The 13,544-nt window shown below is 68.3% G+C and carries 14 protein-coding genes and 1 riboswitch; of the genes, 10 read left to right on the forward strand and 4 right to left on the reverse strand.

Annotated elements, in window-relative coordinates; genetic code table 11:
* Nucleotides 1-77 precede the first annotated feature (77 nt).
* Nucleotides 78-722 carry a hypothetical protein gene (locus AC1RVW_RS11260; RefSeq protein WP_493199924.1) on the reverse strand — a complete coding sequence of 215 codons (645 nt, stop codon included), beginning with the start codon at nt 720-722 and terminating at the stop codon, nt 78-80.
* Nucleotides 723-955: 233 nt separating this feature from the next.
* Nucleotides 956-1,025: riboswitch (S-adenosyl-L-homocysteine riboswitch) on the forward strand.
* A 67-nt stretch (nt 1,026-1,092) separates the two neighbouring features.
* Here AC1RVW_RS11260 and ahcY point away from each other — a divergent pair.
* From ahcY to AC1RVW_RS11280, 4 genes are all read left to right on the forward strand, one after another.
* Entirely contained in the window at nt 1,093-2,532 is a 1,440-nt protein-coding gene (gene ahcY, locus AC1RVW_RS11265; RefSeq protein ID WP_081269683.1) for an adenosylhomocysteinase, read from the forward strand.
* 10 nt (nt 2,533-2,542) lie between these two features.
* Nucleotides 2,543-3,319 carry a TlyA family RNA methyltransferase gene (locus tag AC1RVW_RS11270; protein WP_493199926.1) on the forward strand — a complete coding sequence of 259 codons (777 nt, stop codon included), beginning with the start codon at nt 2,543-2,545 and terminating at the stop codon, nt 3,317-3,319.
* Nucleotides 3,320-3,329: 10 nt separating this feature from the next.
* Complete coding sequence (metF, locus tag AC1RVW_RS11275; protein WP_493199928.1) at nt 3,330-4,154, forward strand: methylenetetrahydrofolate reductase [NAD(P)H]; 825 nt, start codon at nt 3,330-3,332, stop codon at nt 4,152-4,154.
* A 92-nt stretch (nt 4,155-4,246) separates the two neighbouring features.
* On the forward strand, nt 4,247-4,861 hold the full coding sequence (locus tag AC1RVW_RS11280; RefSeq protein WP_285414284.1) for a septal ring lytic transglycosylase RlpA family protein: 615 nt from the start codon (nt 4,247-4,249) through the stop codon (nt 4,859-4,861).
* Nucleotides 4,862-4,871: 10 nt separating this feature from the next.
* Here AC1RVW_RS11280 and AC1RVW_RS11285 read toward each other — a convergent pair whose 3' ends face one another.
* The gene (locus tag AC1RVW_RS11285; protein ID WP_493199930.1) at nt 4,872-5,837 is read right to left on the reverse strand and encodes a 23S rRNA (adenine(2030)-N(6))-methyltransferase RlmJ; all 966 of its coding nucleotides are present in this window, start codon (nt 5,835-5,837) and stop codon (nt 4,872-4,874) included.
* A gap of 161 nt (nt 5,838-5,998) precedes the next feature.
* Between AC1RVW_RS11285 and AC1RVW_RS11290 the strand changes: the two genes are divergently transcribed.
* The 6 genes from AC1RVW_RS11290 (at nt 5,999) to mdtD (ending at nt 10,959) form a co-directional block, all read left to right on the forward strand.
* Nucleotides 5,999-6,613, forward strand: coding sequence for a hypothetical protein (locus tag AC1RVW_RS11290; RefSeq protein ID WP_493199932.1), 615 nt, complete (start codon nt 5,999-6,001; stop codon nt 6,611-6,613).
* Nucleotides 6,610-7,893, forward strand: a complete 1,284-nt coding sequence (locus AC1RVW_RS11295) for a S1C family serine protease (RefSeq protein WP_493199934.1) — start codon at nt 6,610-6,612, stop codon at nt 7,891-7,893. Before AC1RVW_RS11290 ends, AC1RVW_RS11295 begins: the two co-directional genes overlap by 4 nt.
* Before the next feature lie 175 nt (nt 7,894-8,068).
* Entirely contained in the window at nt 8,069-8,500 is a 432-nt protein-coding gene (rplM, locus tag AC1RVW_RS11300; RefSeq protein WP_007827946.1) for a 50S ribosomal protein L13, read from the forward strand.
* A gap of 12 nt (nt 8,501-8,512) precedes the next feature.
* Nucleotides 8,513-8,905, forward strand: coding sequence for a 30S ribosomal protein S9 (rpsI, locus tag AC1RVW_RS11305; protein WP_081269689.1), 393 nt, complete (start codon nt 8,513-8,515; stop codon nt 8,903-8,905).
* Between the two features lie 182 nt (nt 8,906-9,087).
* Entirely contained in the window at nt 9,088-9,453 is a 366-nt protein-coding gene (erpA, locus tag AC1RVW_RS11310; protein WP_007827949.1) for an iron-sulfur cluster insertion protein ErpA, read from the forward strand.
* A gap of 81 nt (nt 9,454-9,534) precedes the next feature.
* Entirely contained in the window at nt 9,535-10,959 is a 1,425-nt protein-coding gene (mdtD, locus tag AC1RVW_RS11315) for a multidrug transporter subunit MdtD (RefSeq protein ID WP_493199938.1), read from the forward strand.
* Between the two features lie 13 nt (nt 10,960-10,972).
* On the opposite strand, the gene AC1RVW_RS11320 is transcribed toward mdtD, so the two are convergent.
* Together AC1RVW_RS11320 and AC1RVW_RS11325 are read right to left on the reverse strand one after the other, a co-directional pair.
* Nucleotides 10,973-12,097 carry an anhydro-N-acetylmuramic acid kinase gene (locus AC1RVW_RS11320; protein ID WP_493199940.1) on the reverse strand — a complete coding sequence of 375 codons (1,125 nt, stop codon included), beginning with the start codon at nt 12,095-12,097 and terminating at the stop codon, nt 10,973-10,975.
* Nucleotides 12,098-12,136: 39 nt separating this feature from the next.
* Nucleotides 12,137-13,483, reverse strand: a complete 1,347-nt coding sequence (locus tag AC1RVW_RS11325; protein WP_106936752.1) for a M23 family metallopeptidase — start codon at nt 13,481-13,483, stop codon at nt 12,137-12,139.
* Nucleotides 13,484-13,544: the final 61 nt, after the last annotated feature.

Raw genomic sequence — 13,544 nt, forward strand, 5'->3', positions numbered from 1 at the left:
CAAAAGTCCATCGCCACGATACGCCGCACCGGCATGCCGCCACGAAAAAAATGCCTGCGGGATTTCCCTTGGATGGATTACATCGGAGGCGCGAAGCCGTTGCGGCCCGCGGTCACGCGCAGCGCCGTGGGCGTGCCGTTCTTTTCCTGCGCGTTCACCATCACCTTGGCGCCGGGCACCAGCAGCGCCTCAGTGCCGGGCCGGAACGTGACCACCGGCACATTGGGCGGCACGATGACGGTCTTCTCGCCGCCCTTGTAGGTCAGCCGCATCTGCTGGCCGCCGCGCACCGACTTCGGCGCCGCGGCCAGGTCGGCCACGGTGGCGTTGGTCATGGTGCTCTCGGGCAGCAGATCCCAGGGGCGGTGGCCTTCGCCGGTGCCGCGTGCGGCCTCGGGAAACACCACCACTTCGATCGCCTTCTGCGTACCGTCGGCCTGCGGCATGGCGGCCGTGCCCACGAAGCTGCCGCGCTTGATGTCGGACATCTTGATGCGGTAGACCTCCGACACCGGCATGTCGGCCGGCCGCGCGAGCGAGACGACCTCGCCGCCGCGGTCCTGCACGACGAGGGTCTTCGCGTCGACGCGGACGATGGTGCCGCGGATGCGCACGGGGTCGGAAGTCTGGGCGGCTGCGCCGGTCGGCAGCGCGGCGAAGCCCAGGCTGAGGACCGTGGCGGCGAGCAGCGCCCGACGGTTGTGGGACAGGAAGATCTGCATGAGTGCTTTCGGCGGAGTGGGAGTCGGGGCAATGTACGCCGCCGCGCCGGAATCTGCTGGCGGCCGACTTAGGCCTGAATGAGCAAGGGCCGCATGCCGGCGTTGCGGCATGCGGCCCCGGGAGCGGGCGACGCGCCGCGCGTCTCAAATGTCAGCCGAAGAGGGCAGAAGACGCTCGAAATGCGCGCAAATCCCCGAGGTTGGCGCGGCCGTTCGCCCCGTCTACAATGCCCCGTCCCGAGGAGCGTTGCAGCGCCGCCAGGCGTGAGGCTCGGATCCACATCGCAACCACGCTCACCCGCTGTTCTCGCGGTGAGTCCTTTTCCCCGAACGCAGTGGCATCTTTCAAACCAGTTTTGTTGGAGTTCTCATGAGCGCTGTTCTCAAGCCCACCCCCGTCTCGACCGCCGACCAGGCGATCGCCGACCTGTCCCTCGCTGCCTGGGGCCGCAAGGAAATCCGCATCGCGGAAACCGAAATGCCCGGCCTGATGGCCATCCGCGAGGAGTTCGCGAAGGGCCAGGCGCTCAAGGGCGCGCGCATCACCGGCTCGCTGCACATGACCATCCAGACGGCCGTGCTGATCGAGACGCTGCAAGCCCTGGGCGCCGAAGTGCGCTGGGCCTCGTGCAACATCTTCTCGACGCAGGACCACGCCGCCGCCGCCATCGCCGAAAAGGGCACGCCGGTGTTCGCCATCAAGGGCGAGTCGCTGAAGGACTACTGGGACTACACCCACGCCATCTTCGACTTCGGTCCCAAGGGCTCGAAGGGCGAAGGCCCGAACATGATCCTGGACGACGGCGGCGACGCCACGCTGCTGATGCACCTGGGCCAGCGCGCCGAAAAAGACCAGAGCGTGCTGGCCAACCCGACCAGCGAAGAAGAACGCATCCTGTACGCCGCCATCAAGGCCAAGCTGGCCGTCGATCCGACCTGGTACACCCGCAAGTCCGCCGAGATCATCGGCGTGACCGAGGAAACGACCACCGGCGTGCACCGCCTGAACGAAATGTCGGCCAAGGGCACGCTGCTGTTCCGCGCCATCAACGTGAACGACTCGGTCACCAAGAGCAAGTTCGACAACCTGTACGGCTGCCGCGAGTCGCTGGTGGACGGCATCAAGCGCGCGACCGACGTGATGATCGCCGGCAAGGTGGCACTGGTGGCCGGCTACGGCGACGTGGGCAAGGGCTCGGCCCAGGCCCTGCGCGCGCTGTCGGCGCAGGTGTGGGTGACTGAAATCGACCCCATCAACGCCCTGCAGGCCGCCATGGAAGGCTACAAGGTCGTGACGATGGAATACGCCGCCGACAAGGCCGACATCTTCGTGACCACCACCGGCAACCGCGACGTGATCCGCCACGAGCACATGGCCGCCATGAAGGACCAGGCCATCGTCTGCAACATCGGCCACTTCGACAACGAGATCGACGTCGCTTCGATCGAGAAGTACGAGTGGGAAGAAATCAAGCCGCAGGTCGACCACATCACCTTCCCGGACGGCAAGAAGATCATCCTGCTGGCCAAGGGCCGCCTCGTGAACCTGGGCTGCGGCACGGGCCACCCGAGCTTCGTGATGTCGTCGTCGTTCGCGAACCAGACCATCGCCCAGATCGAGCTGTTCACCAAGCCCGACGCGTACGAGGCCGGCAAGGTCTACGTGCTGCCCAAGCACCTCGACGAGAAGGTCGCTCGCCTGCACCTGAAGAAGGTCGGCGCCATGCTCACCGAGCTGACCGACGCGCAGGCCGCCTACATCGGCGTGGACAAGAACGGTCCGTACAAGCCGGACACGTACCGCTACTGATCGACAGCGCATGCGCGCCGATCAATTGCTGGTGGAGCGCGGCCTGGCCGCGTCGCGTTCGCAGGCCGTGCGGCTCATCGCCGGCGGCATGCGCTGGCGCGACGCGGGCACGAGCGACGCATGGCGCAACGTCGCCAAGAACAAGGACGAAGTGCCCGAGTCGGCCGAGCTCGAGCTGGTCGACGCGGCCGAGGCGCGCTATGTGTCGCGCGGCGGCCTCAAGCTCGAAGGCGCGCTGGCCGCGAGCGGCGTCGATCCGGCCGGCAAGCTGTGCCTCGACGTGGGCCAGTCGACCGGCGGCTTCACCGACTGCCTGCTGCAGCGCGGCGCCACCAGGGTGGTGGGCGTCGACGTCGGCCACGGGCAGCTGCACGCGAAGCTGCGCGAGGACGAGCGCGTGGTGCCCATCGAGGGCGTCAATGCGCGCGCGCTGTCGCCCGACGACCTCGGCGAAGAGGGCGAGTCGCGCTTCGACCTGATCGTGGGCGACCTGTCGTTCATCTCGCTCACGCTGGTGCTGCCGGCGGTGGTCGAGTTCCTGGCGGACGACGGCCGCCTGCTGATGCTGGTCAAGCCGCAGTTCGAACTGCAGCCGGGCCAGGTCGGCAAGGGCGGCATCGTGCGCGACGAAGCCATGTATGCGGTGGTCGAGAAGCGCCTGCGCGACGCCTGCGAGGCCCTCGGCCTGCGCGTGCTGCAGTGGTTCGACAGCCCGATCGCCGGCGGCGACGGCAACCGCGAGTTTTTCATTCACGCCGTGCGCGCTGTTCACGCGGACGGTTCCTAAGGAGACGCAGGTGCGCCTTCCGCTGAGTTTCGAATTCTTCCCGACCAAGACGCCCGAAGGCGCGGTCAAGCTGCGCGCCGTGCGCCAGCAGCTGTATGCGCGCAAGCCGCAGTTCTGCTCGGTCACCTACGGCGCTGGCGGCTCCACGCACCAGGGCACCTTCGGTGCGGTGCAGGAGATCCTGTCCGAGGGCGTGGACGCGGCGAGCCACTTCTCGTGCATCGGCGCCACGCGCGCCACGGTGCGCGAGCAGCTCGCCGAGCTCAAGGCCATGGGCGTCAAGCGCCTGGTGGCGCTGCGCGGCGACCTGCCGAGCGGCTACGGCATCGGCGGCGAGTTCCAGTACGCGAGCGACCTGGTCGCCTTCATCCGCGAGGAGACCGGCCGCGACTTCCACATCGAGGTGGCGTGCTACCCCGAGATCCATCCGCAGGCCCGCTCGCCAGAAGCCGACCTGCAGGCCTTTGCCGCCAAGGTGAAGGCGGGCGCCGATTCGGCGATCACGCAGTATTTCTTCAGCCCCGAGGCGTACTTCCGCTTCGTCGACGACGCGCGCAGGCTGGGGCTCGACGCGCCCATCGTGCCGGGCATCATGCCGATCACCAGCTCGACGCAGCTCATGCGCTTCTCGGACGCCTGCGGCGCCGAGATCCCGCGCTGGATCCGCCTGCGCCTGCAGGGCTTCGGCGACGACACGGCGTCGATCAAGTCCTTCGGCCTCGACGTGGTCACGGACCTGTGCGCGCGCCTGGCCGAGGGCGGCGCGCCGGCGATGCACTTCTACACGATGAACCAGTCGGCCGCGACGCTGGCTCTGCTGGAGCGCCTGGATTGAGAGGGCGCGCGGTCGGGGTGACGGCAGCATCGCTGCGCAGCGTGCTGCACGCGGCCCTCGTGGCCGCGACCTGCGCACTCGTGGGCTGCGCCATGCCGCCCGCCACCGATGCCGAAGGCGATGGCAGCCTGAAACCCCTGCCGCGGGCGCTGGCGGTGCCGCCGGGCGTCGCGGCGCGGTCGAGCGTGCCCTCGGTGCGCTATGACCTGGCCGTGTCCGGCACGGGCGAACTGACGCCGGACGACGGCGTGCCCGGCGACGACGGCCCGCGCGAGATCTTCGAGCGCGGCGGCGCTTCCTGGTACGGCATCCAGTTCCACCAGCGCAAGACCGCCAGCGGCGAACGCTTCGACATGACCGCCATGACCGCGGCCCACAAGACATTGCCCTTCAACACGCGCGTGTGCGTGCGCAGCCTCGTCAACGGCAGCGAGGTGCTGGTGCGCATCAACGACCGCGGCCCCTATTCGATGGGCCGCGTGATCGACCTGAGCCGCGCCGCGGCCGACCGCATCGGCCTGACCGGCCTGGGCATCAAGCAGGTGGCGCTGACCGTGGTGGACCACGACGGCATGCGCTGCGGCGGCCTGCCGGTGGAGCCGGGCGACGCGCAGGCGCCGGTGGCGTCGGCCGAGCCGCAGCAGCGCGCCAGGGTGCAGGTTCCGGCGCGGCGCAAGGTGATCGTGCCGCAGCGCCGCCGCAAGTAACGGGAAAGGGCTAGCCGCCCGATTCGAGCGAGAAGGTGGCGTTGCGGTCCTGCCCCAGGCGTTCCGCCAGTTGCGGCAGCGCTTCGGCGAGCAGCGGCTTCAGCGTGTAGGGCGGATTGATCAGGAACATGCCGCTGGCCGGCAGGCCCGGGCGCTGCGTTTCGCCCGATGCGGCGTCCTTCGTGATCTTGCTCGACTTGACCGTCAGCGTGGCATGCAGCCACGACTTGCCGGCCTTGGTCGCCATTGTCTTCAGGCGACGCGGCAGGTCGTGCGCCTCGGGACGCGGAATGATCGGATACCAGATCGCGTAGGTGCCGGTGGCAAAGCGCTTGAGCGCCTCGGCCGCGAAGTCGAGCACGCGGCCGTAGTCGGTCTTCATCTCATAGCTCGGGTCCATCAGCACCAGCGCGCGGCGCGAGGGCGGCGGCAGGAACTTGGTGGCGCTGCCGAAGCCGTCTTCCAGCAGCACGGCGATCTGGCGGCCGGCTTCGAGCTGCGCGATGTTGGCGCTCAGCGTGCGCGAGTCGGTCGGGTGCAGCTCGAACAGCTTGAGCTTGTCGTGGTCGCGCAGCAGGTGCTGGATGATGAACGGCGAACCCGGGTAGACGCGCGCGCCGCCCTTGGGGTTGAAGTCGCTGATCACGCCGAGGTAGCGGGCAATGGCATCTGCCAGCGGGGCTTCGGCGTCGGGTGCCGCCTTCTTCGCGGCCGACTTCGCCGCGGGGGCGGGTGCTGCTGCGGGCGCGGCGGGCTCTTTCTTGCCCGAAAGAAGGCGAAGGATGCCTTCGGCGGCTTCGCCGCTGGTGCCGGCGTAGTCGCCGTCGAGGCGGTACAGGCCGGCGCCGGCGTGGGTGTCGACGACCGTGAGGGCCGCGTCTTTTTCGAGCAGGTGGTCGAGCGTGGCAATCAGCACCGTGTGCTTGAGCACGTCGGCGTGGTTGCCGGCATGGAAGGCGTGGCGGTAACTGAACATGTGGGATGGGCCTGAAAAAAGTGAATGGACGACGCTAGACTCTCGCGCCGAAACATCGATTTACAAAAAAGAGGGCGTCGCAGATGCGAGGAGCTGGATGGCGATTTTGGGGCCTGTGCGTCTGCACGGGTGTTCTGTCTATTCTGACGGGCTGCGCGTCGGTGACGCACGGCACCACGCAGAACGTGAAGATCGAGACCATGACGGCCGCCGGCAAGGTGGTCGACGGCGCGAAATGCCTGGTCACCAACGACCGCAACGACTCGGTGATGCGCTCCGGCGACACGGTGCCGATCAGGCGCTCTAGCGCCAATCTCAACATCGAATGCAGCCAGCCCGGCTTCGCACCGGCCAACGGACAGGCCGTGTCGCGCGCCAACGTGGGCATGGCGGGAAACATCCTGATCGGCGGATTGATCGGCGCGGCGGTCGATGCCGGCACGGCGGCGGGCTACAACTATCCGAGCTGGATCCAGCTGATTTTCGGCGAAGTGCGAAGCATCGACCGCAGCGCCCAGACGGGCGAAGGGCCGACCGCCGGTGTCCGCATCGGCACGACCGAGATGGCCGCGGCACCGCCCGTGGCGCCCAAGGTCGTGGCGGTGAAGCCGCCCGAGGAGGCGCGTCCGGCGCCCGTGGTGCCGGCACCGGAGCCGCCGCCTGCGCTCAAGGTGGTGGCGCCGGCCGCTCCGGTGGCCCCGCCTGCGCCGCAGCCCAAGGCCGAAACACGGGTTTCGATGGACGACCTGAGCGGCTTGCTGCCGAACAAGCCATGAGCGGCCCGGTGAAGGCCGTGCCGCTGCGCGCGGCATCCGCGTTCCTGGGCCTGGCCCTGGCGGCGGGCGCGGCCGCCGCGCTGGAGCCGGAAGTGCTGTTCAGCAAGGTGTCGGGCAGCGTCTGGGCGGTTCGCACCTTCGACGCGCAGGAGCGCCCCCTGCGCGCCGGCAGCGCGGTGGTGATCGCGCCCGGGCGCCTCGTCACCAACTGCCACGTGCTGGCCAAGGCGAGCAGCTTCGTCATCAAGCAGGACAACGTCACCTACGGGGCGACGCTGGAGTTTCCGGACCCGGCGCGCGACCTGTGCCAGATCAAGGTGGCCAATTTCACTGCGCCCCCGGTCGCGCTGGCGCCCGCGGGCAGCGCGCGCGTCGGACAGCGGGTGTATGCCATCGGCAATCCGCGCGGGCTGGAGAACACGCTCAGCGAGGGCATCCTGTCGGGTCTGCGCGGCGGCACCGGTGGTGGTGGCGCCGGCGAGCCGGAGGCGCGGCTGCTGCAGACCACGGCGGCCATCTCGCCGGGCTCGAGCGGCGGAGGCCTGTTCGACAGCGAAGGGCGCCTGCTCGGCATCACCACCTTTGCCGCGCGCGACGGCGGCAGCCTGAATTTCGCGATGCCGGTCGAGTTCCTGGCGGAACTGCCTGCGCGGGCCAAGGCGATGCTGGAGGCCCGGGCCAGGGAGCCCGCCGGGTCATCGGGCCGGAGGGTGCCTGGCGTCGAAGTGCCGCTGAACGAGCCTCTGCGCCCCGGCGACGCGCTCGAGTACGTGCGCATCGACAAGCTGACGGGCAACCGGACGCCGGTGATCTATCGCCTCGACAAGGTCGACGGCGACGCGTTTTCGTTCAACATGGGCGGGCGCGTCGAGAAGGCCGACGGCGAAGTCGTGTCGATCGCGTCGCCGGCCGGCGGCATGTTCGACACCTCGTCGCCGCCAGGAGGCTGGGTCCGCAAGGGCGTGCAGCCCGGCATGCGCTGGCACCTCGACTACATCGCCTCGAGCGGGGATAGGCTGCGGCACGAACTGGATGCAACGGTCGGCGGCGAGCGTCCGTTCCGGGTGGCGGGCGTGGAGCTCAACGTGCTGCGCATCGTGTACGAGGGATGGATCTATGCCTCCTATGGCACGGGCGCTTCCCTCGTCGGCACGCGTTTCGTGGGGTCCGCGCTCTACAGCCCCGAACTCGGGCGCATCGTGAGGTTCGAAGGCGAACACCGGCGCGGCAATTCCAGTGCAACCAACGAGGCCCTGGAACTGGTCCGCATCCAGCGCTGAAACCGGCCCGAACCCCGGAAATTGGCCATTTCGCCGTTTCTTCATATAATCGCGGGCTTCGCAGCGTTTTTGTAGCCCCGCGGCGAAGACTTCAAACCCACCTAAGAGATTCCCACCAGAGGAACGCCGACCGTGGAAAAGGGCTCGCCAAACCCTCTTTTCAAGAGAAAAACTCATGACCAAAACGTTCAGCGCCAAGCCCGCTGACGTGACGCACGAGTGGTTTGTGATTGACGCGACCGACAAGGTCCTCGGACGAGTAGCCAGCGAAGTTGCTCTCCGTTTGCGCGGCAAACACAAGGCCATTTACACGCCTCACGTCGATACCGGTGACTTCATCGTCATCATCAACGCCGCGCAACTGCGCGTCACCGGCGCCAAGTCGATCGACAAGGTGTACTACCGTCACTCGGGCTACCCGGGCGGTATCACGGCGACGAACTTCCGCGACATGCAGAACAAGCACCCGGGCCGCGCCCTGGAAAAGGCTGTCAAGGGCATGCTGCCCAAGGGCCCGCTCGGTTACGCAATGATCAAGAAACTCAAGGTGTACGGTGGCGCTGAGCACCCGCATACCGCCCAACAGCCCAAAGTGCTGGAACTGTAAGGAGCCTTGAGAATGATTGGTGAATGGAACAATGGCACCGGCCGTCGCAAATCCAGCGTCGCCCGCGTGTTTCTGAAAAAGGGCACCGGCAAGATCACGGTCAACGGCAAGGACATCCAAGCGTTCTTCGGCCGCGAAACCTCGATCATGATCGCGAAGCAGCCCCTCGTGCTGACCAACAACCTCGAAGCTTTCGACGTGATGGTCAACGTGAACGGCGGCGGCGAATCGGGTCAAGCTGGTGCCACGCGCCACGGCATCACCCGTGCCCTGATCGACTACGACGCAAGCCTGAAGCCCGTCCTGAGCCAAGCCGGCTTCGTGACGCGCGATGCACGTGAAGTCGAGCGTAAGAAGGTCGGTCTGCACTCCGCCCGCCGTCGCAAGCAGTTCAGCAAGCGCTGATCCTGTTCGCTTCGAACAAAAAGCCGCCTCCGGGCGGCTTTTTCGTTGCGACGTCTTGGCGCATTGCCGTCCGACCCCACTTGCATAGGGGTGCACGCCACAGTCCGCCTGCCGAAAATGCGGCATTGCAGTAGCATTCGTTCCATTGGCCGCCTGTTCGGCCCACCAGGAGTTATTACCCCATGAGCGCCGTAGCCGAAAACATCCAGACCCAGATGCCCGAGCCGATCGTCTTCACCGACAGTGCGGCAGCCAAGGTGGCCGACCTGATCGCCGAAGAAGGCAACCCCGACCTGAAACTGCGCGTGTTCGTGCAAGGCGGCGGCTGCTCCGGCTTCCAGTACGGCTTCACCTTCGACGAGATCACCAACGAAGACGACACCACCATGACCAAGAACGGTGTGTCGCTGCTGATCGACGCCATGAGCTACCAGTACCTGGTCGGCGCCGAGATCGACTACAAGGAAGACCTGCAAGGCGCCCAGTTCGTGATCAAGAACCCCAACGCCACCAGCACCTGCGGCTGCGGATCGAGCTTCTCGGCCTGATGCCCGGATGCCGCTGACCAAGCCCTCTCCAGAAAGCCGCCTCCGGGCGGCTTTTTCGTTCCTGCTCCTTTCCCCTTGCCCATGACTTCAGAGGCCGAAACCGCCGTCCAACCCGTTCGCAAGAGCCTGCTGTGGCTCGTCGCCGTCGGCTTCTTCATGCAGACGCTCGATGCCACCATCATCAACACGGCGCTGCCGGCAATGGCGGCCAGTCTCGGCGAGAGCCCGCTGCGCATGCAGTCGGTGGTGGTGGCCTATGCGCTGACCATGGCGATGCTGATCCCGGCCTCGGGCTGGATCGCCGACCGCTTCGGCACGCGCCGCATCTTCTTCTCGGCCATCGTGCTGTTCGCGCTCGGCTCGGTGCTTTGCGCGCTGTCGCACAGCCTTGGGCAGCTGGTGGCCGCGCGCGTGGTGCAGGGGCTCGGCGGGGCGCTGCTGCTGCCCGTGGGGCGGCTGTCGCTGCTGCGCACGGTGCCGCGCGGGGAGTTCCTCCAGGCGATGAGTTTCGTGGCCATCCCGGGGCTCATAGGGCCCTTGCTGGGCCCCACGCTGGGCGGCTGGCTGGTGCAGTACGCCTCCTGGCACTGGATTTTCCTGATCAACGTGCCTGTGGGGCTGGCCGGCTGCGTCGCCACGCTCAAGTACATGCCCGACCTGCGCGGCGTGGTGCAGAAGCGCTTCGACAGCGTCGGCTATGCGCTGCTGGCCTTCGGCATGGTGGCGATCTCGCTTTCGCTCGACGGCGTGGGCCTGCGCCAGGGCGGCGTGATGGTCGTGCTGATCTTCGGCTTTGCCAGCATCGCCGCTTACTGGCTGCGCGCCTCGCGCACGCCCGAACCGCTGTTCGCGCCCTCGCTCTTCCAGGTGCCGACGCTCAGCATCGGGCTGATCGGCAACCTGTTCTCGCGGCTCGGCAGCAGCTGCATGCCTTTCCTGGTGCCGCTGCTGCTGCAGGTGTCGATGGGCTATTCGCCGGTGCGCGCCGGTCTGATGATGCTGCCGATCGCGCTGGCCGGCATGGCCATGAAGCGCTTCGCCACGCCGCTGATCACGCGCTACGGCTACCGCCGGGTGCTGGTGGTCAACACGGCCCTCGTGGGCTGCACCATGGCCAGCTTCGGCCTCACGGCGCCGGGCCAGCCGATGGTGCTGCACGTGCTGCAGCTGCTGGCTTTCGGCGCGGTCAATTCGCTGCAGTTCACCGCCATGAACACCATCACGCTGAAGGACCTGGACGGCAGCATGGCCAGCAGCGGCAACAGCCTGCTGTCGATGGTGCAGATGCTGGCCATGAGCATGGGCGTGGCCGCCGCCGGCGCGGTGCTGGCGGGCTACAACGGCATCTTCGGCACCGAGACGGCCGCCCACACGCTCGATGCCTTCCAGGCGACCTTCGCGACGATGGGGCTGATCACCGTGGCGTCCGCCCTCATCTTCTGGCACCTGCCGTCGGAGGTGCGCGCGGCGCACCCCGCGCAGCCGGAAGTGTCCGGCCAGGGCTGACGGACGGCCGCTGTCAGGCGGGGTAGATGGCGCCCAGCACGCGCGCCCCGCGCGCGCCGGTCACGCTGGCGAGGTTGCCGGGCTCGCGCCGCACGGTGGCGCGGGCCAGCCAGGCGAAGGCCGCGGCCTCGACCTGCTGTGGCGGCAGGCCGTGGTCGGTCGATGCCTCCACGCTGACGCCGGGCAGCAGCGCGCGCAGGCGGGCGAGCAGGTGGCCGTTCAGCGCGCCGCCGCCGCAGACGATCAGCAGCCTGGCGTCTTTTCCGTGGCGGCGCAGGTCGGCCGCGCAGGCGCTCGCGGTCAGCTCGGCCAGCGTCGCCTGCACGTCGGCGGGCGGCAGGGCCGTGGTGCCGATTTGCGCGGCCAGCCAGTCCGGGTTGAACAGGTCGCGCCCCGTGCTCTTGGGCGGCACCTTGCCGAAGTAGGGATCGGCCAGCAGCTGCGCGAGCAGCCCGGGCAGCACCTGGCCGCTGGCCGCCCACTGTCCGTCGCGGTCGAAGGGCTGGCCCTGGTGGGCCTGGCACCAATGGTCCATCAGCGCGTTGCCGGGGCCGCAGTCGAAGCCGAGCACGATCGCGCCTTCGGGCGCGTCGGCGGGCGGCAGCAGGCTCAGGTTCGAGATGCCGCCGATGTTGAGCACCGCGACCGGCTCGCCGGCGCGGGCGAACAGCGCGCGGTGGAAGGCCGGCACCAGGGGCGCGCCCTGGCCGCCGGCAGCCAGGTCGCGGCTGCGGAAGTCGCCGACCACGTCGATGCCGGTCAGCTCGGCCAGCAGCGAGGGGTTGTTGATCTGGAGCGTGTAGCCGACGTCGTCGAACTCCAGCGGCCGGTGGCGCACCGTCTGCCCGTGCGCGCCGATGGCGGTGACGGCGCCGGCATCGGTGCCGCTGTCCGCCAGCAGCTGCCGGACCACGCCGGCATAGGCCCTCGCGAGCCCGTTGCCGGCCAGCGCCGCGCGGTGCAGTTCGTTGTCGCCGGGGGTGTTGAGCGCGAGCAGCTCGGCGCGCAGTGCCACGGGGAAGCTGGCCGTGGCGTAGGACCGCACCGCGATGCGGCCGCCTGAAAGCTCGGCGAGCACGCCGTCGACGCCGTCGAGCGAGGTGCCCGACATCAGGCCGATGAAAAGTTCGGCGGCCATGCTGGCGTCAGGTGAAGAAAGAAGGGCCGCCGCGCGTGCTCAGTCCGCGCTGGCCTGGATGACGGAGAAGGCTGCAGCCAGCTCGGTGCGGGCACCGACGGCGATGCGCTCGAAGGCCGGGCGCATGGCCGCGGTGATCGGCGCGCCGCCTTCCTGCGCGATGGAGGTCGGGTTCTGGTAGACCCCGCCCACGCGGAATTCGAAGTGCAGGTGCGGGCCGGTGGCCCAGCCGGTCATGCCCACGGCGCCGATCGTCTGGCCCTGGCTCACGCTCTGACCGGACTTGACGTCGATGCGGCTCAGGTGGGCGTACGCCGTCTGCTGGTTGTTGCGGTGATTGATGATGACGATGTTGCCGTAGCCGTTCTGCGTGCCCGCGAAATCGACCGTGCCGTCGCCGACCGTGCGCACCGAGGTGCCCGTGGGTGCGGCGTAGTCGATGCCGTTGTGCTGGCGCCAGCTGTTCAAAATCGGGTGCATGCGCATCGCGAAACCGCTGGATACGCGCGAGAACTCGACCGGCGTCGCCAGGTAGGCCTTGCGCAGGCTGTCGCCGTTCGGGCGGTAGTAGCTGCCCTTCTGGCCCGCGCCCGGGGGCTGGAACCAGACGGCCTGGTGGATCTTGCCGTTGTTCTCGAACTCGGCCGAGAGCACGCGGCCGCTGCGCAGCGCCTGGCCGTCGGCTTCCAGGGTCTCGTAGACCACGGCGAAGCGGTCGCCCTTGCGCAGGTTGCGCACGTCGACGTCGCCCGCGAAGATGTCGGCCAGCTGGCTCGCCACCGCGTCGGGAATGCGCGAGTCGTCGGTGGCGGCGAACAGCGAGGTGCGGATGGTGCCGCTCGCCAGGCGCGTGCCTGCCGTGAGGGTGTCGCGCTCGGTCACGCCGGCAAAGCCGGTCGGCGTGCGTTCGATCACGTAGCGCTTGAAGCCGCCGTCGCCGTCCGGAATCCAGCGGGCGCTGAGCTTCTTGAGCTGGTTTTCCTGCGTGGCCTCGGCCGTCACGGTGCGGCCGGCACGCGAGAACAGCGCGTTGCGGGCCTCGACGCTGCCGCGCACGAAGGCGGTGGCGGCGGGGTCGCTAATGCCCAGGCGCTTCAGCAGCGCCTCGGCCGTGTCGCTCGAGCGGGTGACGTCGGTGCGGAACAGCGTGAAGCTGAAGCTTTCCAGCGCCTCGCTCTGGTCGGCCACTGAAACAGGTGCCGTGGCTTCCAGGATCTGGCGCACGGGGAGGTCGGATGCATCCGGGCCGAGCGATGCCACCGCGAGGGTGCCGGCGCTCAGCAGGGCAGCCGCGATGACTGCGGTGATCTGCTTGGGGTACGTCCGGAATGTGTAGGCCACGCGGGAAGCAAGGAGCTCCTCGGCGGCAAGAATGCCGTTGATCAAACTTGAATTCCAGCTCAGGTTCTGCAAATCCGTGCTGCAAGGCCCAGTACGTTCAGGGCGG

This window comes from Variovorax sp. MPBD4-3, assembly GCF_058809745.1.